The sequence below is a fragment of the Methylobacterium marchantiae genome (assembly GCF_042679825.1).
Taxonomy (GTDB): domain Bacteria; phylum Pseudomonadota; class Alphaproteobacteria; order Rhizobiales; family Beijerinckiaceae; genus Methylobacterium; species Methylobacterium marchantiae.
Genome location: NZ_JBHTND010000006.1, coordinates 134,298 through 155,696, shown reverse-complemented (window position 1 = coordinate 155,696; position 21,399 = coordinate 134,298). Strand labels below are relative to the sequence as shown.

Below are 21,399 nucleotides of genomic sequence, written 5' to 3'. Positions count from 1 at the left end.
CGGGCTCGGTCAAGGGCCCTCCGGCTTGACGCCACCGCACCCACCGGGCTGAGGTTGCGGTGCAAACGCCCTCTCCCCATACCGGTTTCCATGTCGAACACCCCTCCCCGCGATCCCGCCCGCTTCGGTCCGGCCACCCGCCTCGTCCATGCCGGGCGCGATCCCTCCGCCCAGCATGGATTCGTCAACACGCCGATCTATCGCGGCTCGACGGTGCTGTTCCCGACCTATGACGACCTGCAGCACCGGCGCGGGCGCTACGATTACGGCACCAGCGGCTCGCCGACGATGGATTCGCTGACCCAGGCCTGGAGCGAGCTCGCGGGCGCCAGGGGCACCGTGCTCACCCCCTCGGGCCTCGCCGCCCTCACCGTCGCCCTGATGAGCGTGGTGAGCGCCGGCGACCATCTCCTCGTCACCGACAGCGCCTACCGCCCCACCCGCATCTTCTGCGACGGGGTGCTCAAGCGCTTCGGGGTGGAGGTGACCTATTACGATCCCCTCGTCGGCGCCGGCATCGGCGAGCTGATGCGCGAGAACACCAAGGCCGTTCTGGTGGAGGCGCCGGGCTCGCAGAGCTTCGAGATGCAGGACGTGCCGGCGATCGCGGAGGTCGCCCATGCGCGCGGCGCCGCGGTGATCATGGACAATACCTGGGCGACGCCGCTGTTCTTCCCACCGCACGAACGGGGCGTCGACATCGCCGTGGAGGCGGGCACCAAGTATCTCAGCGGCGGCTCGGACCTGCTGCTCGGCCTCACCTCGGCCAACGAACGATACTGGCCGGCGCTCCACCGCACCTTCGAGCATTTCGCCATGTGCGCCGGGCCGGAGGACGCGTTCCTGGCACTGCGCGGCCTGCGCACCATGAATCTGCGCCTGCGCGAGCACGAGCGCCAGGGCCTCGCCATGGCGCGCTGGCTCCAGAACCGGCCGGAGGTGCTGCGGGTGCTCCACCCGGCCCTGCCGGAGGATCCCGGCCACGCCATCTGGAAGCGCGACTTTTCGGGGTCGTCCGGCCTGTTCGGCGTGGTGCTGAAGCCGGCGCCGGCCAAAGCCGTGGCGGCGATGCTCGACGGGCTCGAACTGTTCGGGATGGGCTTTTCCTGGGGCGGCTTCGAGAGCCTCGTCATCCCGTTCGACTGCCGGACCTACCGCACCGCCACCCGCTGGGAGCCGGGCGGACCGGGCCTTCGCTTCCATATCGGGCTCGAGGAGGTCTCGGACCTGCAGGCCGATCTCGATGCGGGGTTCGCACGGTTGCGCGCGGCGCTGTAGTCGAAACACATTTCGATTGCCATAGGAAGGCAACCTGTGCGTGTCTATTGGTATGAGCAATTTGGACCAACAGGCCTATGACAGTCGAGCATCGATTTGGCGGACGGTGGACAGATCGGAAGCTCGATATCTTAAGCCAGTATCTCACTTTCTTCACGACAGCCCTACGAGCGCAGAACTTTCAACTGCTATACATTGACGGTTTTGCTGGTAGCGGAAACCGACTGATAGAAAGAATTATTGCACAAGAAGAGCCGCTTTTTGGAATCGAGAACCGTTCCGAACGGGTTCATGCACCAGGATCGGCACGTATTGCACTCGAAACCAATCCACCGTTCAACCGAATTGCTTTGATTGAACGTCATGCAAAACGCTTTGAGGAGTTAAAGAAGCTTTGCTCTCACTATCCTACAGTCCAAGTGGATCTATTACAAGGCGATGCAAATGAGGCAATTGTCGAGTTATGCCGGACGATTCCGTGGCGCGGGCCAAATGCTCCGGGTCGGGGCATAAGAGCTGTTCTATTCCTCGATCCTTACGGGATGAACTTGGCATTTTCGACTCTTGAAGCCATAGCAGCAACAAAGGCAATTGACGTTTGGTACCTATTCCCCATTAGCGGTGTCTGCCGGCAAGCCTCACGTGACGGCGGCAAATTAGCTCCTTACAAACGCGCAGCCATAACTCGTATATTGGGCACAGATGAATGGGAAAACGAGTTTTATAATTATCCAGTCACAGATGATCTCTTTGGACATCTAACAGCAAAGCACCGATCGGCAGACATAAAGACTATCGAAGGATATATTAAAAAAAGACTATCTCTTGTCTTTCCTATAGTTAGAGACCCACTCACGCTAAAGACTGATAATGGATCCCCACTATATTCTCTGTTTTTTGCTCTATCGAACTCAGATCCAAAAGCAATCGGTTTGGCCCTCAAAGGCGCTGATCACATTCTAAGAACAGGCATTTCATCCCAAGTTCGTCCGCGGAAATAACGACCGCTTTTGCGTTTGTTTGGTCCACCCCATTGCTTGAAGAAAAACGCGGCGTCGCTAACCCGACACAGCACCTCAATCTCCTCGACCCATGTTTCTTCGATAGCTCGCGACTTTGGGCCACTTTCTCCACCAACGATGGCCCAATCAATCTTTGTTAGATCAGCATCGCGGACTGACGTCAGAAGTGGCTCAAAGGAAACGAAGCGAATTGCAGCGGGGGCTCTTCTCAAATCATCGAGACGGCTCAGAACATCTATAGATTCGACACTTGTTCCAAGCCAAACATTTGGAAGAACAGGTATTTCATTTATACTAACGACCTCTGCCATACGCTTTGGTCTTTTCGTAAGGATTTGAAACGTATGCTGTGGCGTCTGAGCCATCACGGACCATACACGCTTAATAAAAGCGATTGGGACATCTTCGTGAAAAAGATCGCTCATTGAATTTACGAATACGAGACGCTTGCCCCGCCAATGCAGTGGGGCATCAAGCGCCTTCTCGTCACATCGAATCTGGCCAGTCCAGACCGCACGACCGCCACTCTTACGTGTCAGCCCATCATATTTCTCGATACCCATGGCTTCAAGGCGAGATGCCATTCGCATTGCATAGCAATTTGTGCAGCCTGAGCTGACGATGGTGCACCCCACCACTGGGTTCCAAGTCGCGTCGGTCCACTCGATTTTTGTTTCAGCCATGGCTCCGTTCTCCACGGTAAGGCTGCTTTAGAGCGTGAACGAATCGACAACACAAGTGGGACTCCTCTTCAGGTTGCGCTGATTACTAATGCATGCATTCACGGCGCCAGCCACGTCCCCGTCCACCCTGCCCCTTCGCGAGTCCACGCGGCGCGGCGATGCCCGCGCCGGTCGAGGAACAGGAATTCGAGCCGGGTCGCCGTCACCACCACGGCGCAGAAATTCGGCCGGCCCAGGGCGATGGCCGCGTCGGTCTCAGGCAGGGAATAGGCGTCGCCCGAGGCGAGCTCGACCCCCGGCCCAGGGGCCACGCCGTAGCAGACCCGGCTCATGACCAGCGATCCGGCCCAGGCCTCGTCCGCCAGGGCGTCGTCGGTATGCAGCATCGCCGTGCCGGAGATCCGGATCTGGACCTTGCTCGCCGAATCGTAGCCGTGCAGGGCCGCCCGGCCGGTGGCGGCGATCTCGGCGGCCTTGCGCGAGCGTCGGTCGCAATGAAAGCGCAGGGTTCCCGCCACGGCCTCCGCCTCGCGCAGGACGATGGTGCGCAGCTGCGGCGCGCCCGTCTCGTCCACGGTCGCGAGGGCCGGCATGTGGAAGGCGTTGCGGCGGAGGCGCGGCCCTTCCTCGAGGAGCCGCCAGAGATGGGCGAGGCTGGCCTCGATGTCGTCGTAGAAATCCGGCAGCGGGGTCACGGACACGGGATCACGACGCCGCGTCCGCTCCGGGCTTGCGGCGCCTCTCCTTGAGGATCAGCGCGACGTTGCGGAGATAGATGCCGGTAGAGAGGAGCTGGCCGAAGATGATGACCGGCTCGCGCCGCACCAGCCCGTAGACCAGGGTCATCAGCCCTCCGGCGATGGAGAGGAACCAGAACGACAGCGGCATGACGCTGCGGCCGGCTTTCTCGCTGGCGAGCCATTGGAAGACGAAGCGGGCGCCGAACACCACCTGCGCCAGGATGCCGAAGACGAGCCAGGCATCGAACTTGGTGACGAAGATGTCGTAGGCGTAGCCGCGGAGATCCTCCGAGAGATGCATCAGCATGGGTCAGGCCTCCCCGCCCGTGGTGACCGGCGCGATCTCCACCGCCTCGGGCGAAGGCCGCTTGCGGCGGATCAGCCACCACACGCCGGCGAGGTCGAGGAGACCGACCCAGAGCCGGTCGAACAGGCCGTAATTGGAGCGCCCGGTGAAGCGCGGCCGGTCGACCACGTCGGCATGGACCACGCGGTAGCCCTCGCGGGCGACGAGCGCCGGCATGAAGCGGTGGAGCGCATCGAAATAGGGCAGCGCCCGGTAGACCTCGCGGCGGAACACCTTCATGCCGCAGCCGGTATCGCGGGTGGAATCCTTGAGGATGCGACCGCGCACGCCGTTGGCGATGCGCGACTGCATCGTCTTCAGGCGCCCGTCCTTGCGGCCGACGCGCTGGCCCTGGGCGAGGCCGGTGCCCCGGCCGCCCTCCTCCAGGGCCGCCACCAGAGCGGGGATGAAGGCGGGATCGTTCTGGCCGTCGCCGTCGAGGGTGGCGACGATGGCGCCCCGCGCCACGGCGACGCCCGAGCGGATCGCGGCCGACTGACCGCCGCTGCGGGCATGGCGGACCACCCGCAGCCAGGGGCGCGTGCGGCGCAGATCGGCGAGGACCGCGCCGGTGGCATCGGTGGAACCGTCATCCACGTAGATCACCTCGAACGGGCTCAGGCCCGAACAGGCGCGCTCGATCTCGGTGACGAGGCTCTCGACATTGCCGGCCTCGTTCTTCACCGGGACGACGATGGACAGGCGCGGGGACAGGGCTGGATCGGTCTGGGTCACGGGGTCACCGCATAGGCCGAGAGGTCGATCCGCCGGCCGCTGTTGATGTTGAAGCCGGAGACCCGGCCGACCGGAGCGGCACGATCGCCACCGGCCGACGGGACCTCGGCCAGGAACCCGGCGAGGAACGGATCGGTGACGAAGACGAGGCGGCAGCCACCCCGGGCCAGGAACTCCTTCGCCTCGGCGCCGGTGTTCAGCATGGCGAGATCGGTCCCGATGAGGAAGACGAGGCTCGGCTCCCGGTAGCCGAGGCTCGCCACCTTCGGATCGGTACAGGGCAGTCCGTCACGGATGGCGGCGAGGCGCGGCGAGACCTTCAGGGCCGCCAGGACCGGCTGGGTCAGGCCGAACACCGCTGGCGAGAGCAGGGCGGAGGCGAGGATGGCGCAGGCGAGAGCCCGCTCGGGCAGGCGCCGCGCGAACAGGATCCAGGCGAGGATCGCGGCGGCGCACGAGGCCAGCAACAGCGGCAATCCGGCCAGGGGAACCACGTGGTCGAAGGTCCAGGCGATGGTGACGAGGCCGATGGTGAGCCCGACCGGGATCACCACCATCAGGGCCGCCATGGCCTTCGCGCCCCACCTGTCGGGATCGAGGGCGCCGCGCGCCAGGGCGAGGAGGGTGAGGATCGCCACCGCCGGCATCAGCGGCAGGACGTAATGCGGCAGCTTCGTCGGCACTGCCTCGAGCAGCAGCCAGGCGGGCACGATCCAGGCGATGAGGAAGGCGGTGGCGTCGTCGCGCCGATTGGCGAAGGCGAAGGGGGCAGCGAGTGCCGCGAAGGCAGCGCCGGGCCAGAAGGTAGCGAAGAACACCACCAGATAGGTGCCGGGCGGCGCGCCGTGCTTCTCGGCCGCTCCCCCCACCTTGCCCAGCATGTCGTGGCCCACCGCCTCGCCGAAGAAGGCGCCGCCGCTCTTCCAGGCGATGGCGACGAACCAGGGGGCGACGATGACCAAGGTCAGGACGAGGCCAAAGCCGGGACGCAGGTCCATGAGCCAGAGGCCGGACCGCTGCTTGACCGACAGGGCGACGGCGGCGAGGCCCACGAAGAGCGGCACCATCGGACCCTTCACCAGGATGCCGATCGCCATGGCCAGCCAGAACACCAAAAGAGTCGTGAGATCGGGCCGGCCCCGCGCCCTGCCGGGCGATATCCGTCCGAGCCAGACCCGCGCCAGCGCCCCCATCGCGGCGACGGAGCAGGCGGTGAGGAGAGCGTCGGTCTTGGCGAGGCGCGCTTCCGCCGAGATCATGATGCAGGCGGAGAACAGGGCGGCGGCAAGGAGCGCGCCCCGGCGCGGGAGGAAGGCGAGAGCCGCCCAATAGGTGAACAGGCTGGCGAGCACCGCACCGACGAGCGAGGGCACCCGGTAGACGGCGATCGTGCTGCGGGCTTGGTCGAATCCGAGGGCCTCGGCCCCCTTCACCACCGCGCTCTGCGCCCAGTATATCCCCACGGGCTTCTTGTGCCGGGCCTCGCCCTGGAAGCGGATGTCGACCAGGTCGCCGGTCTCGATCATCTGTTTCGAGGCCTGGGCGAAGCGCGGCTCGTCGCGGTCCATCGGCTGGAGCGAGACGAAGCCCGGCAGGAAGCAGACGAGGCAGAGGGCGAGGAGCAGGGCGCAGGCGCGGGCATGGCTCGCGCCTGCCGCCGCGATCAGCCCGTCGAGGAGGCTCGCGGGATCGCCCCGCGGCACGGCATGTCCGGCATCGGCGGTTCTCATGGCACGGGCCGAGTTGGGACAGGACGCGTTGGGGCGGACATGAGGCGGCTCCGGGCCGGCATGCAGCCCCTGACGATCGGTCGATGCCGCGACCGGCGGCGGTGTCGATGATGCGGGCGGGAAAGTCAAATTCGCCCGTACCGGAAGGCGCTGCCAGGATCACGCAAAAGCAGCGAAACGACGGCGATACTCGCCGGGCGTCGTCGCGATCCGGCGCAGGAAGACCCGGCGCAGGGTCTCCTCCGCGCCGAAGCCGCAGCGCTCGGCGATGCGCTTGCCCGGCAGGTCGGTCTCTTCGAGGAGCCGGCGGGCGGCCTCGAAACGGATCGTCTCGATCGCCGCGGCCGGCCCGCGGCCCGTCTCGGCGCGGTAATGCCGGGCGAAGCTGCGGGGACTCATGCCGGTCCGTTCCGCGAGGGCGGGCACGGTGAGATCGGCGCGGAGGTTCTCGGCCACCCAGGCATGGAGGCGGCCGAAGCGGTCGTCGCCGCCCTGCAGCGCCAGGGCGGCGCTGAACTGGGCCTGACCGCCGGGGCGCTTCAGGAACACGACGAGGTGGCGGGCCACCGCCAGGGACAGCGCCCGGCCGAGGTCGGCCTCCACCAGGGCGAGGGCGAGATCGATGCCGGCGGTGACCCCGGCCGATGTCCAGAGCGGGCCGTCGTTGATGAAGATCGGGTCGGCCTCGACCAGGGCCTTCGGGTAGCGCGCACGCAGCTCGTCGCAGCGGGTCCAGTGGGTGGCGACGCGGCGCCCGTCGAGGAGCCCCGCGGCTCCGAGGAGGAAGGCCCCGGTGCAGACCGAGGCGGTGCGGCGGCAACGGGCGGCCCGGCCTTCGAGCCAGGACAGAAGAGCCGGATCGTCGAGCTGGGCATGGACCCCGCGCCCGCCGGCGACGATCAGCGTGTCGATGGGCGCGGGGTCCGCGATCGCAGCCTCGGCCGCCAGGACCAGGCCCGAGGAGGTGGCGACGGGACCAGCCCGCTCGGCGACCACCCGCACGCGATAGGGAGGCGGCAGGTCGGCATCGGTGGAGAGATCGTTGGCAGTGGCGAAGACCTGGAGCGGACCGGCGACATCGAGGAGCTGGACGCCCGGATAGGCCAGGATCGCCACGTCGAGGGGCGATTCCGGAAGCGTCGAATCCGGCAGCCGGGATTTTGGCAGGATGCGAGGGTTTTGCGGCATGTCGGCCGCGAGCCTGTGCCCTTATCCTCGGCGCTGTCCAGTCGCGACCCGAACCCCGATCCAAAATCCCGATCGATGTCGCACCTCTCGTGGAGACGAATGCCATGCCGCAGACCGAGACCCGCTTCGAGATCGGCCTCCTCGTCTTCGAGGGGGTGCAGCAGCTCGACCTCACCGCGCCCTACGAGGTCTTCGCCTCGCTGCCGGGCGCCCGCGTCCACCTCGTCGGGCTCGACCGCGCGACCGTCACCAGCTCCACCGGGTTGCCGCTGACGCCGACGACGGATCTGGCGAGCTGCCCCGGCCTCGACCTCCTCTGCGTTCCGGGCGGGATCGGCGTGAACGCCTTGATGACGAACGCGGTCGTGCTCGATTTCATCCGGGCACAGGCGGAGCGGCCGATCCTCGTCACCTCGGTCTGTACCGGCGCGCTGGTCCTCGGCGCGGCCGGCCTGCTGAAGGCCAAGCGAGCGACGACCCATTGGGGCGCCCTCGACCTGCTCTCGGCCTTCGGGGCGATTCCCGTCGATGCCCGCATCGTGCGCGACGGCCGGATCATCACCGGCGGAGGCGTCACGGCGGGGCTTGATTTCGCCCTCGCGGCGGTGGCGGAACTGGCGGGCCGGATGGAGGCGGAGACGATCCAGCTCGCCCTCGAATACGCGCCGGCGCCGCCCTTCTCGGCGGGACATCCGGACACCGCCCCGCCGGAGGTGGTGGCGGCCGCCCGCCTGAGACTGGCCGCCTCCCGCGCGGAGCGCGAGACGATCATCGCCGCGATCACCGGGCGAGGCTGACGCTCTCACCCCTCTTCGGGCACTACTCGTCGGAATCGTGCCCGGACGACAGGGCGTAGACGGCGTCGCCGAGGCGCTGGAACGGGCCATCGGGTCCCGACCGCTTCCACAGCCGGGTGTTGAGGGCGGCCACCGGATCGATGCCCGGGACGGAAAGACCGCGCCGCGCCAGACCGTCCAGGATCTCGGCGGCGTGGAGGGGGCGGTCGGCCTCGCCGAGGATATCGGCCGCCGCTTCCATGAGGAGACGGCCCTCGCGCCGCGCCAGCGATCGGTCGGTGCCGGATTCCTCCAGCGGCATTGTCGATCCAGGATCGCCGTACCGAGCCTCGATCGTCGATCCGCGCGGCTCGGGCAAAGGATCGCGCAAGGGGTCACGCCTCTCGGACGATCCGCCGCCGACATGCCGGCGACCGATATCGAGGAAGAGCGCCAGATCCGCGATGGCCCGTTCGAGCCGGGCCCGTTCGCGATGGAGATCGGCGAGACGCCGCTCGGCTTCGGCTTCCGTCAGGAACATGAGACGATCCCTAGAATATTCCACATTCCGGAATATCTAGCCGATCGACCCAAAGAATGGAATATTCCATTCGACCGATAGGAACAGAAGTCAGCTCGCCAGCGCCCGCTTCGCTGCGCCGGGCTTGGATCCGCCGAGTCTGGGTGGGACCAGCAGGGCGCTCGGATGGGCGGGCTGCAACGTCATCCCGGCCTCGTCGAGGGAGACGGGCAGTTTCGGGAAGACCTCCTGCATATGGGCGAGATCGGCCTTGAAGGCCTGCCGGAAGCTGCGGATGCTGGCATTGTCGGCGCCGAACTGGCTGTGCAGGTTGGCCCAGGTGAGGCGCAACGGCCGTTGCAGAACGCGCAGGCGGTAACCGAGCCAGAACAGGAGATCGAGCTTGCGGGCCGAGCCGGCGAAGGCGCGGGCGGCCCGGATGTCCACCGGCAGGGCGTGCTGGATCAGATTGTCGTAGAAATCCTGGTGGAACTGGACGGTCTTCGACCAGACCTGGCCCTCGCCGGCCCCGTGCGCGAGCCAGAGGTCGAGCTGGCGGAACGGCGGCACATTGAGGGTGCTGGCCTTGTCGCTGCCGTCCCAGAGGCCGATCTGCAGGGTACAGGCGGCGAGCCGGTTGAGCTGTTCCTTGAACTGCCGGATCGTACCGCGCTCGCCGCCGGTGACGGCGAATCCCATCTCCTTCATGAAACCGGACAGGCTGTCGGCCACCGTGATGGTGGGGCTGCGCTGGCGCACCGCCTCGGTGCAGAGATGCAGCAGGACGAGGCGGGCCTTGGGCCCGTAGGGCAGGCCCTGGAATTCCATCTCGCCATTGACCGGGTTCTTCAGGCGGCCGGCGAGCAGGCTGAGAGAATTGCGGCCGTATTCCCGGAAGAACTCGCGGGCATCGCCGGGATCGCGATAGGGTAGGCCGCAAAGGGCCAGGACGCTGTGGATGTGCTGAAGGTTCTCCGGCAGGGTCGGTTCGTTCTCGATGACCTCACGGACCATGTCGCGCCGGCGCCGATCGCGGGGCATGGCGCCGCGTTTGTCGGCGGCCTGGCGCAGGTCAGCGATCTCGGCATCGCGGGCGCGCTGTCGATGAAGAATGTGCTCGACGATGCTTGCGAACAGGAAGCTGCCGCGGCCGGCCTCGACCTCCTCGAGGAGGTCCGGGTCACGGATCTGGGCGAGCTTCTCCTCGATCCCCATGGACGTCATCGATACCGGCAATCTTCACAGTCCGATCTCCGCCATCGCATGATTCGAGCGCCAGGAGTCGTCCGGCCCGGAGCTTATCCCGAGAATCCACGCAAAGCCGTGCCCCTCGATCGACGGGTGCCGCAATGGCTCGTCCGGGCATGGCCACCGGGCTCGCGCAGAGTTCGATACGGGGCCTCGTTCCGACCTGTCCCCATACTTCACCGGCATGCAGCGTTCTCCCGCAGAATTCCATACGGATCGACGCAGAATTCCATACGGTCGGGACGGGATCCTGCGCAGAATCGGCTACGGACTCACGCAGAGTTTCATACGCCGGCACGCAGAGTTCGATGCGCGAACACAGCCTAAACCCCGATCATGAAAAGGGAATTCGCCCTCCCATATAACTTGCTGAACTGACTCTCTAAAAAGACGTTACTGATATCTTTCCTACTGGGTTCCGGCACGTTCGCTTTAGCGGACGACACGGGATTTCGATCGATTTTTGGGAATTAATAGAATTTCTCCTCAGCTCCTCAACAGGTTCGGCACAGGCCATGCTCGTTCACCGGGACCTTGAGGTCGGAGGACGGCTTGCCCTACCCCTTCGTATCGAGGCCCTCCGTATCGAATCCCTGCGCCCGAGACTGGTGCGCCCGAGACTGGTGAACACGTGACATCCGAACCGCCCATCGACACCCTCCTCCGCCTGATGGCGGCCCTGCGCGACCCCGAGCGAGGCTGCGCCTGGGACCAGGCCCAGACCCTGGAAAGCCTCGCGCCCTACACGCTGGAGGAAGCCTACGAGGTGGTCGACGCCATCGAGCGCGGCGACCTCGCCGAGCTCAAGGGAGAGCTCGGCGATCTCCTGCTCCAGGTGGTGTTCCAGGCACAGGTCGCCCGGGAAGCCGGCAGCTTCGCCTTCGACGACGTGGTCCGGGCGATCTGCGCGAAGCTGATCCGCCGGCATCCGCATGTCTTCACGGCGGATGGGTCACTGCTTCCCGACGGGCCCGACCGCCTGAGCCTCGCGGAGCTCGATGCCAGCTGGACCGCGTCGAAAGCCGCCGAGCGATCCGATGGGGGAGGGACCGACCTGTTGGGCTCCGTCGCCAAGACCCTGCCCGCCCTCACCCGGGCCGAGAAGATCAGCCGCAACGCGGCGCGGCACGGCTTCGACTGGCCGGATGCGGAATCGGTGATCGCCAAGATACGCGAAGAGGTCGACGAAGTGGCCGACGCGCTCCGGCACGACGACAACGACCACCTCGCCGAGGAGATCGGAGACCTGCTCTTCGCCGTGGTCAATCTCGCCCGCCATGCCGGAATAGATCCGGAATATTCTTTGAAAAAAGGGAATATCAAGTTCGAAAGCCGCTTCCACGCCATGGCGGCCTTGATCGGGGAGGATGGAGGAAGCCTCGCCGAGGCCGACCTCCCCGCGATGGAGGCGGCCTGGCAGCGGGTGAAGCGCTCTGAGGGCTGATCTCGCTCACCCACCCGACGCCCCGACTGTCAGATGCCGCCGCGCCCTCCCCTTCGCGTCTTCCGAAACGGCCAATCGACGACATGCGTCGCATGGAGCGCCCACCAGACGAGGACCGGCTGCAATGCGAGACGAGGCCCGTGATACCACCAGCTCTCGGGCAGGCCGGGTACGGAGATGCCCTCGACTGCGTGCTTGATGTTGGCCGGAAACACGCAGATCGCGTAGGCCGCCAGCGCGTAGCCTGCTGCTCTGCGGCTACGCGCGAACAGCAATCCCGCCACGCAGGCGAGTTCGTAGAACCCCGTCAGGATGACGACCTGACGCGGCCACGGCACCCAATCCGGCATGATCGGCAGGAATTGGTCGGTGGCGACGAGATGGACGATCCCGACGACGCCGTAGAGGGCGACGAGGCCGAGCCGCGAGAGCAGGCGGCTTTGCGCAGGCGGCTCCGGCGTGATGATGTCCGGCCTCACGGCAGGTCCGGCGGGACGCCGCATTCCGCGGCGATGAGCGCGCGCAGCGCTCGGCTCAACGCGGCGACGATCGCGTGCGGGCCGGCGAACGTCGTGGTGCCGATGGCGGTCACCGGCGAGAGGCCGCGCAGGGAATTGGTCATGAAGACCGCCTCGGCGCCCAGAACTTCGTCGAGATCGAGGGAGCGTTCCTCGGCCCCGATGCCGAGGGCGTCCGCCAGGCCGAGGATGCGCGCCCGGACGATGCCGGACAGCACGCCGTCCGAGAGGGGCGGGGTCACGAGGCGGCCCTCGATGATCGCGAAGAGGTTGCCGGTCCCGGCGCAGGCGATGCGCCCTCGCATGTTCAGGAACAGGGCCTCGTCGAAGCCCTGCGCCCTCGCCTCACGCGCGGCGAGCACCGCGTCGAGATAGCCGAGCGTCTTGATCCTCGCACCAGGCGAGGTCTCGTTGCGGCGGATCGCCGTCGGATGGAGCGAGACCGGCGCGAATCCCGATCCCGCCCGGCGTGGCGTGGCATTGATCCACCAGACCGGGCTCGCCGGTTCCGGCGGCGCGAGGCCGCGCGGACCGGAGCCGCGGGTGACCGTGGTGCGGATCACGCCGTCACCGATGGCGGTGGCGATTTTTTCCAGCCCGGCCTCCATGGTCTGCCGGTCGATGGCAAAGCCCAGAGCTTCGGCCGAGGCGACGAGCCGGGCGAGATGGTCCTCGCTGAAGGCGATGCGACCGCCGAGGCAGAGAGCCGTGTCGAAGATGCCGTCACCGAGGGTGAGGCCGCGATCGGCGAGGTCGAAACCGTGCCGCGTGCCCTCGTGCAGGGCGCCGTCAAACCACAGCATCGCGCCTCTCCCGCCACCGGCGTGCCAGGTCGAGGAAATTGCCGAACACCGCGTGGCCGTTCTCGGTGAGCACCGATTCCGGGTGGAACTGCACGCCCATGGTCGGATGGTGCCGGTGCGACAGGGCCATCACCTCGCCCTCCCCCGAGAGCGCGTCGATGGCGAGATGCTCCTCCATGCCGGGACGCGGCGTGACGATGAGGGAATGGTAGCGCCCCACCTGCATCGGGTCGGGCAGGCCCTCGAACAGGCCCGTACCGTCGTGGCGGATCGCGGTGGCCTGGCCGTGGAGCGGGCGCGCCGCCCGTTCGACCCTGCCGCCGAAGGCCGCGCCGATGGCCTGGTGGCCGAGGCAGACGCCGAGGATCGGGATCTCGCCCGACAGGGCCTCGATCGCCGGCAGGGTCACGCCCGCCTCGTTGGGGGTGCAGGGGCCGGGCGAGAGGATCAGCGCATCGGGCGCCAGCGCACGGATGCCGGCGACGTCGACGGCGTCGTTGCGCAGGATTCTGACCTCCTGGCCGAGTTCTTCCACGTAGCGCACCACGTTGAAGACGAAGGAATCGTAATTGTCGACGACGAGGATCATGGCGCCTCGCTCGTCGCCGCGTCCCGGTCCGGCTCGAAGGCGGCGAAGACCCGCGCCGCCTTGGTCAGGGTCTCCTCGTATTCGGCGGCCGGATCGGAGAGGAGCGTCACCCCTCCCCCGGCCTGGAGCACGGCGCGGGTCCCGTCCATGAACACGGTGCGGATGGCGATGGAGGTGTCCAGCGACCCGTCGAAGCCGATGGCGCCGATGGCGCCGCAATAGAGCTCGCGCGCGTCGCCCTCGATCTCGGTGATGATGTCCATGGCGCGCAGCTTGGGCGCGCCGGTGATCGAACCGCCCGGGAAGGTGGCGGCGATCAGGTCGATGGCGTCATGGCCCTGGCGCAGAGTTCCGGTCACCACGGAGACGAGGTGGTGGACCGAGGCGTAGGATTCGAGCCCGCACAGGACCGGCACCTTGACGCTGTGCGGCTCGCAGATGCGCGAGAGGTCGTTGCGCAGGAGGTCGACGATCATGATGTTCTCGGCCCGCTCCTTGACGTTGGCCTGGAGCGCTTCGCCGAGCGCCCGGTCCTCGTCGGGATCCTCGACCCGGCGCACGGTGCCCTTGATCGGCCGCGTCTCCACCGCCCTGCCCTGCAGCTTCATGAAGCGCTCCGGGCTGCTCGACGCGATGGTGAGACCGTCGAAGGCGAGATAGGCGCCGAAGGTGGCGGGATTGGTCTCGCGCAGGTGGTGGTAGAGCGAGAAGGCGTCGAAATCCGGCGGCAAAGCCGCCTCGAAGCGCTGGGCGATATTGGCCTGGTAGATGTCTCCGGCCCGGATGTAGTCGCGGACCGTCTCCACCGCCGCCTCGTAGGAGGCCCTGGTGAAGTTGGAGCGCCAGGACAACGCGGCATTGCCCTTGCGCTGCGGGGATCGTTCCCCGGACTCGAAGAGGTCCGCGAACTGGGCGAGCCGCGTCCGCGCCCTCTCCGCCCGGGCGGATTTGTCCGTCTCCGGAAAGCCTGTGGCGATCAGGCGGCAGGTCCGGCTGTCATGGTCGATCCTCAGGACCGTGTCGTAGAGGTTGAAGGCGATGTCGTCGGTGAGGCCCGCCCGGCGGGACGGCGGCGTCACCCGCTCCAGACGGGCGCCGAGATCGTAGGCGAAGTAGCCGATGGCCCCGCCGGGAAAGCCGATCCCGTCCTCCTCCGTCACCCTGTAGGGCGCGAGGCAGGCCCGCAGGGCCTCCAGCCCGGACCCTTCGAGGGGGCGTCCGTCGAGCGTCGCGCGGCCTTGCATGTACCGGAACCGCCCGAACGGATCGGCGGCTACGATCGAGACGCGCCCCAGGGTCTCGTGGCGCATGGCGCTGTCGAGGAAGGCCAGCCCCGGCAGGGACGAGAGCGCCTCGGCCGCCGCGACCGGATCGATGAAGGGGATCTCGCGGGTCCACATGATGCGGTCGGACTTAAGGGCTTCGCGCCGGCGGGGACACGGGCCCCTCCTGCGGCATGGTTTCCTGACGACGACGCCACAGGTGGCACGGGGCGCGGCCCGACGGAAGCCATGTGCCGCGCATGGGCCGGGACGGCTGCCGGAATGGGCCGTCGAACCCCTGCCCTCGCAACCGCAGGCGGATCGGCGTATAGGGACACCGCAACCCGGCACCCTCGCCCAGCGATTCACGGCCGGTCGAGCCTGTCCTCGACCGCGACCGACGAGCGACCATGACCTTACCCGTCTCCGTACTGCCCCCGGCGAAAGCCGCGCCCAAGATCGCGCCCAAGATCTCGTTCGTCTCGCTGGGCTGCCCCAAGGCGCTGGTGGATTCCGAGCGCATCCTCACGCATCTGCGCGCGGAGGGCTACGAGCTCGCCCGCCGGCACGACGGGGCGGATGTGGTCATCGTCAACACCTGCGGCTTCCTCGATTCGGCCAAGGCCGAGTCGCTCTCCGCCATCGGCGAGGCCATGGCCGAGAACGGCCGGGTCATCGTCACCGGCTGCATGGGCGCCCAGCCCGACGAGATCCGCGAGAAATACCCGAACCTCCTCGCCGTCACCGGACCGCAGGCCTACGAATCGGTGGTGGCGGCGGTCCACGAGGCGGTGCCGCCGGCCCACGACCCGTTCCTCGATCTGGTGCCGCCGCAGGGGGTGAAGCTCACCCCGCGCCACTACGCCTATCTGAAGATTTCCGAGGGCTGCAACAACCGCTGCACCTTCTGCATCATCCCGTCGTTGCGCGGCGACCTCGTCAGCCGGCCGGCCGGCGACGTGTTGCGCGAGGCCGAGAAGCTGGTCAAGGCAGGCGTCAAGGAACTGCTCGTCGTCTCGCAGGATACCAGCGCCTACGGCGTCGACATCCGCTACGCCACGAGCCCCTGGCGCGATCGCGAGGTGCGGGCGAAGTTCTACGACCTCTCCGCCGAACTCGGCGAGCTCGGCGCCTGGGTGCGGATGCACTACGTCTACCCCTACCCGCACGTGGACGAGGTCATCCCGCTGATGGCCGAGGGCAAGATCCTGCCCTATCTCGACATGCCGCTGCAGCACGCCAGCCCGTCCGTGCTCAAGCGCATGCGCCGGCCGGGCAATCAGGAGAAGCAGCTGGAGCGCATCCGGCGCTGGCGCGAGATCTGCCCGGATCTCGCCATCCGCTCGACCTTCATCGTCGGCTTCCCCGGCGAGACCGAGGCTGAGTTCGAAGAGCTGCTGACCTGGATCGGGCAAGCCAAGCTCGAGCGCGTCGGCTGTTTCGAATACGAGCCCGTGGGCGGTGCGGTGGCCAACGGCCTCGGCGACCTCGTCCCGCCGGAGGTCAAGGCCGAGCGCAAGCGCCGCTTCATGGAGGCGCAGCAGGGCGTCTCGATCCGCCTGCAGAAGGCGCGCGTGGGCAAGCGACTGCCCGTCATCATCGACGAGGCCAACGGCACCGTCGCCAAGGGCCGCTCGAAATACGACGCGCCCGAGATCGACGGCAACGTCCACGTCACCTCGCGCCGGCCGCTCCGGGTCGGCGACATCGTCACCGTGAAGATCGAGCGCGCCGATGCGTACGATCTCTACGGCAGTGCGGTGTGAGATGCGGGCTGGTTCCCGTTAGCCGGGCCTGAGCGGGTCAGCCGATCTCGCCGCTGACCGTCCGCCCGATCCCGTTCTCCCGCATGGTCGCCCAGGCCCGCTCCACCGACCCGTCGAGATCGATGCCCCGCACGGCATCCTCGATGACGGTCACGGCGAAGCCCGCCTCGCGAGCGTCGAGGGCCGTCCACAGCACGCAGTAATCGGTGGCGAGGCCCACGAGATGGAGATGCGCGAAGCCGCGCTCGCGCAGGTAGCCGTCGAGCCCCGTTCGCGTATTCCGGTCGGCTTCCAGGAAGGCCGAATAGCTGTCGGTATGGGCATGATAGCCCTTGCGCATCACCAACTCGGCCCAGTCGGCGTGAAGCCCGGCCGAGAGCCGCGCACCGTGCGAGCCCTGGACGCAATGGTCCGGCCAGAGGACCTGGCGGCCGTAATCGAGCTCCACGCTCTCGAAGGGCGCCTTTCCCTCATGGCTGGAGGCGAAGGAGATGTGGCCGGCCGGATGCCAGTCCTGGGTCAGGACCACGTGCGGGAACCGGGCGGCGAGGCGGTTGATCGGGTCGATCACCGCATGGCCGTCCGGCACCGCGAGCGCACCGCCGGGCAGGAAGTCGTTCTGGACGTCGACCACGAGGAGAAGGTCGCGCTCACCTGGGATCATCGTCCTCGTCTTCCTGTCGTCATGTGATCCAAGGATCACCGTAGCCTGGGATCACCGTATCCCGGGATCACGGGATCATGACGGTGGCACCGGTGGTCTGGCGTCCGGCGAGGTCCTTATGCACCTGTACCGCATCGGCGAGCCTGGCCTTGGCATGGACGGGGATCTTCACCGCGCCGCTCGCCACCACCCCGAACAGGTTCTCGGCCATGGAATCGAGGGTCGACCGCGTCCCGGCATGGGCGAAGAGCGAGGGCCTCGTGGCGAAGAGCGAGCCTTTCTGGCCGAGCAGCGCGATGTTGAAGTTCTCCACGGGGCCGGAGGCGGAGCCGAAGCTCACGAACATGCCGAGGGGGCTGATGCAGTCGAGGGAGGCGGGGAAGGTGTCCTTTCCGACGCCGTCATAGACGACGCGCACGCCCCGGCCGCCGGTGATCTCCTTCACCCGCGCGGCGAAATCCTCGTCGCGGTAGAGGATGACGTGGTCGCAGCCATTGGCCTTGGCGAGCTCGGCCTTCTCGGCCGATCCCACCGTGCCGATGACGGTGGCGCCGATCTGCTTGGCCCATTGGCAGGCGATGAGACCGACGCCGCCGGCGGCGGCATGGAACAGGATCGTGTCGCCCGGCTTCACCGCACAGGTCCGGTGCAGCAGGTACTCGGCGGTGAGGCCCTTCAGCATCATGGCCGCCGCGGTGGCATCCTCCACCCCGTCGGCGAGATGCACGGCGGCGCTCGCGTTGATGACCACCTCCTCGGCATAGGTGCCGGCGGCCGAGCCGTAGGCCACGCGCTCGCCGACCCGGAAGCCGGTGACGCCCTCGCCGATGGCGGTGACTTCCCCGGCGCCCTCGTTACCGGGGGTGAAGGGCAGCTGCGGCGCCTTGTAGGCGCCCGAGCGGAAGTAGATGTCGATGAAGTTGACGCCGATCGCCGTCTGGCGGACGCGGATCTGGTCGGGCCCGGGCTCGCCGAGCGCCACCTCCTCGTAGCGCATCACCTCGGGCTCGCCGTATTCGTAGACCCGGATCGCCTTGGGCATCGTCGTCACTCCTCGCCTGTTCGATGGACGCGACATAAGCCGCCTCCGGCGAGGAGCAAGCCCGGCTCCGGCGATCCTGTACATGGGATGCCGGCATGTCTCTCGTGCACGCCACTCTCATGCACGCCCGCAGGCGATCACGGGCGGCCGGGTACACTTTGTCCCGATCAGACCGCCTCGTCGGGTTACAATCGAAGACGTGATTCGTCCTCGGAATGAATCGTGCGCACGGGCTGTCGCACATCCGCGCCCGATTTGTGCTTAGGAAGCGTGGCAGTGCCGTCCTTCGGGCATTCGCCTGGAGAATGACGAAAAGCGGCTCATGGAAGAGATCGTCTGGATCAGGCCCGCCGATTACGACCCGTCCGTCACGGCGGGGCTCGTGTTCCAGCCGGAACCCCACCTCCCCGCCTTCCAGGTGCTGGCCCGCCGCCGTGTGGTGATGATGTTCAATGCCGGCCCGACCTGGGAGATCAGGCCGTTCACGCAGCTCACCCTGCGGATCGTCGAGGATGAGGACGACACCTGGGGGTAATGTCTCACGGGATGCGGGACAGGTCCCGATCGCGCCGGATCGCCAGAAGATCGAGGATCGCGAGAACGAGCCAGGGTCCTGCGATCCCGATGAAGAATGCCATGGCGACCTCTCCTGTCCCGGCGATCATTCCGCGTCGCCGGGTGGAACGATAGGGCAGGTCTCGGCGTCCGGCAAACGGCGCGTGCGAGCCCGCCCCTGTCCTGCCCTCAACCGCCGCTCAGGGCCGTCCGGCGGCGTCCAGGATGAGTCGCGCGATGATGTCGGGCTGGGAGATCAGCGACAGGTGGCTCGCCTTCACCTCGATCGTCGTAGCGCCCATTCGCTTCGCCATGAAGCGTTCGAGATCGGGATCGATCGTCCGGTCTTCGGTGGAGACGGCGTAGAAGCTCGGCTTCGACCCCCAGGCCGCCTGGGTTGTCCTGCCGGCGAGCAGTGCTTTCGCGAAGGGCTGCTGCACGGCGTAGAGCACCTTCGCCTTCGCCTCGGGGAGGTCGCCGGCGAAGTCGCGCAGGAAGGCCGCCTCGCCGAGGCGCCCGTACTCGCCGTCGAAGACGATGCCGGCGCCCGTGCCGCCACGTAGACGAGGGCGGTCACTCTCGGGTCGATGCCGGCTTCGCTGACGATCATGCCGGCGAAGGAATGGCCGACGAGCACCGTCGGGCCGTCCTGCTGCGCCAGCACCCGCCGCACCGAGGCCACCGCCTCGTCGAGACTGGTCAGCGGGTTCTGCACGGAGGTGACCGTGAGACCTGCCGCCTGCAGCCGCGCGATGACCTCGGACCAGCACAACCCGTCGGCGAACAGCCCGTGCACGAGGACCACGTTGCGCGCCACCGGAGGGGATGGTGAAGGGGCTGCCGGAGCAGCCGCCATGGCCGCGTCCCGCACGAGGGGGATCGCGGCACCGGCGGCGATGAGCGTCAGGAAGGTTCGACGATCCATCGGAGGGCTCCTATTATGTCTGATGTCCCGGCATTGATCGCCTCCCAGAGGGGAAAATCCAGCATTCCTGAGACCAGGACGCCGCTGGCCGCGCCTCACACAAGCCCGGTCAGGTAGTAGACCCCGATCACGAGAAACACCGCGCTCGTCTTGAGCACGGTGATCGCGAAGATGTCGGCATAGGCCTGGCGGTGGGTGAGGCCGGTCACCGAGAGCAGGGTGATGACGGCGCCGTTATGGGGCAGCGTATCCATGCCGCCGCTCGCCATGGCGGCCACCCGGTGCAGCACCTCCATGGGGATATCGGCCGCCTGCGCCGCCGCGATGAAGGTGGAGGACATGGCGGCGAGCGCGATGCTGAGCCCCCCGGAGGCTGAGCCGGTGATGCCCGCCAGAGCCGTCACGGTCACCGCCTCGTTCACCAGCGGGTCGGGGATGGCGGAGAGCGCCTCGCGGATGACGATGAATCCCGGCAGGGCCGCGATGACGGCGCCGAACCCGTACTCGGAGGCCGTGTTCATGGCCGCCAGCAGCGAGCCCGCCACCGCCGCGCGGCTGCCCTCGGCGAAGCTCTTCGAGACCGGCCTCCAGGCGAAGACGAAGACCATGAGGATGCCGGCGAGCAGAGCCAGCTCCACCGCCCAGATCGCGGTGACGGAGGAGAGGGTGGTGACGATCGGCTTGTCGAGGCCCGCCAGCATGGTCTCGGTCTTCGCCCCGTAGAGGTGCGGGATGAGCGCGGTGAAGGCGAGGTTCGCGATCCCGACCACGAGGAGCGGCAGCAGCGCCACCAGGGGATGGGCCAGGGACTCCTCGGCGACGGGGGCCGGCTCGTTGCTGTGGCCGCTGCCGTAGCCTTCGCCCCTGGCCTTGGCCGCGGCGATGCGGCGGTCGAGATAGGTCACGCCGACGACGAGGATGAAGGCGGCGCCGATCAGCCCGAGCCAGGGGGCGGCCCAGGTATTGGTGCCGAAGAAGGTGGTGGGGATGATGTTCTGGATCTGCGGCGTGCCGGGCAACGCGTCCATCGTGTAGGAGAAGGCGCCGAGCGCGATGGTGCCGGGGATGAGGCGCTTGGGGATGTCGCTCAGCCGGAAGGCTTCCGCCGCGAAGGGATAGACCGCGAACACCACGACGAAAAGCGAGACGCCGCCATAGGTGAGCAGGTTGCACACCAGCACGATGGAGAGCACGGCCCGGCGCGCGCCCACGAGATCGATGACCGCCGTGACGATCGACCGCGAAAAACCTGACAGTTCGATGACCTTGCCGAAAACCGCGCCGAGCAGGAAGACCGGCAGGTACAGCTTCACGAAGCCGACCATCTTCTCCATGAACAGGCCGGAAAAGACCGGCAGCACGGCGGAGGGATCGGTGAGCAGAACGGCGAGGAGCGCCGCCACCGGGGCGAACAGGATGACGCTGAAGCCGCGATAGGCGACGAGCATCAGGAATCCGAGCGCCAGCAGCGCGATGGCGAGGCTCATGACGACGCTCTCATGATGGGCAACTTCCGGGCACTCGGCCCCTGTCGGGGCGCGCAGCCGATGCTAAGCGGGTTCGCA

The 21,399-nt window shown here is 67.3% G+C and carries 21 protein-coding genes and 1 pseudogene; 6 read left to right on the top strand and 16 right to left on the bottom strand.

Going from position 1 to position 21,399, the window contains the following annotated elements; translation table 11 throughout:
• Positions 1–90 precede the first annotated feature (90 nt).
• The gene (metC, locus tag ACFQ4G_RS06720) at positions 91–1,278 is read left to right on the top strand and encodes a cystathionine beta-lyase (protein ID WP_238208314.1); all 1,188 of its coding nucleotides are present in this window, start codon (positions 91–93) and stop codon (positions 1,276–1,278) included.
• Between the two features lie 77 nt (positions 1,279–1,355).
• Positions 1,356–2,279 carry a three-Cys-motif partner protein TcmP gene (tcmP, locus tag ACFQ4G_RS06715; RefSeq protein ID WP_238208316.1) on the top strand — a complete coding sequence of 308 codons (924 nt, stop codon included), beginning with the start codon at positions 1,356–1,358 and terminating at the stop codon, positions 2,277–2,279.
• On the opposite strand, the gene ACFQ4G_RS06710 is transcribed toward tcmP, so the two are convergent.
• The 6 genes from ACFQ4G_RS06710 to ACFQ4G_RS06685 form a co-directional block, all read right to left on the bottom strand.
• A complete protein-coding gene (locus tag ACFQ4G_RS06710; protein ID WP_238208318.1) occupies positions 2,231–2,983 on the bottom strand; it encodes a DUF5131 family protein in 753 nt (250 codons plus the stop codon). The two genes, tcmP and ACFQ4G_RS06710, sit on opposite strands and share 49 nt — an antisense overlap.
• A 98-nt stretch (positions 2,984–3,081) precedes the next feature.
• Positions 3,082–3,678, bottom strand: coding sequence for a pyridoxamine 5'-phosphate oxidase family protein (locus ACFQ4G_RS06705; protein WP_238208510.1), 597 nt, complete (start codon positions 3,676–3,678; stop codon positions 3,082–3,084).
• A gap of 10 nt (positions 3,679–3,688) precedes the next feature.
• Entirely contained in the window at positions 3,689–4,030 is a 342-nt protein-coding gene (locus ACFQ4G_RS06700; protein ID WP_238208320.1) for a lipid-A-disaccharide synthase N-terminal domain-containing protein, read from the bottom strand.
• Positions 4,031–4,033: 3 nt separating this feature from the next.
• The gene (locus ACFQ4G_RS06695) at positions 4,034–4,804 is read right to left on the bottom strand and encodes a glycosyltransferase family 2 protein (RefSeq protein WP_238208322.1); all 771 of its coding nucleotides are present in this window, start codon (positions 4,802–4,804) and stop codon (positions 4,034–4,036) included.
• Entirely contained in the window at positions 4,801–6,534 is a 1,734-nt protein-coding gene (locus ACFQ4G_RS06690; RefSeq protein ID WP_238208324.1) for an ArnT family glycosyltransferase, read from the bottom strand. The genes ACFQ4G_RS06695 and ACFQ4G_RS06690 overlap by 4 nt, the downstream gene beginning before the upstream one ends.
• 159 nt (positions 6,535–6,693) lie before the next feature.
• Positions 6,694–7,722 carry a GlxA family transcriptional regulator gene (locus ACFQ4G_RS06685; protein WP_238208326.1) on the bottom strand — a complete coding sequence of 343 codons (1,029 nt, stop codon included), beginning with the start codon at positions 7,720–7,722 and terminating at the stop codon, positions 6,694–6,696.
• Between the two features lie 104 nt (positions 7,723–7,826).
• Here ACFQ4G_RS06685 and ACFQ4G_RS06680 point away from each other — a divergent pair, with 104 nt between their 5' ends.
• Positions 7,827–8,519, top strand: coding sequence for a DJ-1/PfpI family protein (locus ACFQ4G_RS06680; RefSeq protein ID WP_238208327.1), 693 nt, complete (start codon positions 7,827–7,829; stop codon positions 8,517–8,519).
• A gap of 22 nt (positions 8,520–8,541) precedes the next feature.
• Here the strand turns inward: ACFQ4G_RS06680 and ACFQ4G_RS06675 are convergent, their stop codons facing one another.
• Both ACFQ4G_RS06675 and ACFQ4G_RS06670 read right to left on the bottom strand, forming a co-directional pair.
• Positions 8,542–9,039: a winged helix-turn-helix domain-containing protein gene (locus ACFQ4G_RS06675; RefSeq protein WP_238208329.1), complete on the bottom strand. Its 498-nt coding sequence runs from the start codon at positions 9,037–9,039 to the stop codon at positions 8,542–8,544.
• Between the two features lie 90 nt (positions 9,040–9,129).
• Positions 9,130–10,233 (bottom strand): replication protein RepA, encoded by a 1,104-nt coding sequence (locus tag ACFQ4G_RS06670; RefSeq protein ID WP_238208511.1) that lies wholly within the window; start codon positions 10,231–10,233, stop codon positions 9,130–9,132.
• Between the two features lie 703 nt (positions 10,234–10,936).
• Between ACFQ4G_RS06670 and mazG the strand changes: the two genes are divergently transcribed.
• On the top strand, positions 10,937–11,710 hold the full coding sequence (gene mazG, locus ACFQ4G_RS06665) for a nucleoside triphosphate pyrophosphohydrolase (protein ID WP_238208512.1): 774 nt from the start codon (positions 10,937–10,939) through the stop codon (positions 11,708–11,710).
• Between the two features lie 29 nt (positions 11,711–11,739).
• Here mazG and ACFQ4G_RS06660 read toward each other — a convergent pair whose 3' ends face one another.
• Genes ACFQ4G_RS06660 through pabB form a run of 4 tightly spaced genes read right to left on the bottom strand, consistent with a single transcriptional unit; the run spans position 11,740 to position 15,020 of the window.
• Entirely contained in the window at positions 11,740–12,213 is a 474-nt protein-coding gene (locus ACFQ4G_RS06660; RefSeq protein ID WP_238208331.1) for a DoxX family protein, read from the bottom strand.
• The gene (locus ACFQ4G_RS06655) at positions 12,186–13,031 is read right to left on the bottom strand and encodes an aminotransferase class IV (protein WP_238208333.1); all 846 of its coding nucleotides are present in this window, start codon (positions 13,029–13,031) and stop codon (positions 12,186–12,188) included. The genes ACFQ4G_RS06660 and ACFQ4G_RS06655 overlap by 28 nt, the downstream gene beginning before the upstream one ends.
• On the bottom strand, positions 13,018–13,620 hold the full coding sequence (locus tag ACFQ4G_RS06650) for an anthranilate synthase component II (RefSeq protein WP_238208334.1): 603 nt from the start codon (positions 13,618–13,620) through the stop codon (positions 13,018–13,020). The genes ACFQ4G_RS06655 and ACFQ4G_RS06650 overlap by 14 nt, the downstream gene beginning before the upstream one ends.
• A complete protein-coding gene (pabB, locus tag ACFQ4G_RS06645) occupies positions 13,617–15,020 on the bottom strand; it encodes an aminodeoxychorismate synthase component I (protein ID WP_238208336.1) in 1,404 nt (467 codons plus the stop codon). The genes ACFQ4G_RS06650 and pabB overlap by 4 nt, the downstream gene beginning before the upstream one ends.
• A 272-nt stretch (positions 15,021–15,292) precedes the next feature.
• Between pabB and rimO the strand changes: the two genes are divergently transcribed.
• Positions 15,293–16,648 carry a 30S ribosomal protein S12 methylthiotransferase RimO gene (rimO, locus tag ACFQ4G_RS06640; RefSeq protein WP_238208338.1) on the top strand — a complete coding sequence of 452 codons (1,356 nt, stop codon included), beginning with the start codon at positions 15,293–15,295 and terminating at the stop codon, positions 16,646–16,648.
• Between the two features lie 37 nt (positions 16,649–16,685).
• Here the strand turns inward: rimO and pncA are convergent, their stop codons facing one another.
• Together pncA and ACFQ4G_RS06630 are read right to left on the bottom strand one after the other, a co-directional pair.
• Entirely contained in the window at positions 16,686–17,312 is a 627-nt protein-coding gene (gene pncA / locus ACFQ4G_RS06635) for a bifunctional nicotinamidase/pyrazinamidase (RefSeq protein WP_238208340.1), read from the bottom strand.
• A gap of 67 nt (positions 17,313–17,379) precedes the next feature.
• Positions 17,380–18,354: a quinone oxidoreductase family protein gene (locus ACFQ4G_RS06630; protein ID WP_238208342.1), complete on the bottom strand. Its 975-nt coding sequence runs from the start codon at positions 18,352–18,354 to the stop codon at positions 17,380–17,382.
• A gap of 322 nt (positions 18,355–18,676) precedes the next feature.
• On the opposite strand from ACFQ4G_RS06630, the gene ACFQ4G_RS06625 reads away from it, so the two are divergent.
• The gene (locus ACFQ4G_RS06625; protein ID WP_238208344.1) at positions 18,677–18,889 is read left to right on the top strand and encodes a hypothetical protein; all 213 of its coding nucleotides are present in this window, start codon (positions 18,677–18,679) and stop codon (positions 18,887–18,889) included.
• Between the two features lie 220 nt (positions 18,890–19,109).
• On the opposite strand, the pseudogene ACFQ4G_RS06620 reads toward ACFQ4G_RS06625, so the two are convergent.
• Positions 19,110–19,834: pseudogene (locus ACFQ4G_RS06620) on the bottom strand (alpha/beta fold hydrolase).
• Positions 19,835–19,929: 95 nt separating this feature from the next.
• On the bottom strand, positions 19,930–21,321 hold the full coding sequence (locus ACFQ4G_RS06615) for a GntP family permease (RefSeq protein ID WP_238208346.1): 1,392 nt from the start codon (positions 21,319–21,321) through the stop codon (positions 19,930–19,932).
• Positions 21,322–21,399 lie beyond the last annotated feature (78 nt).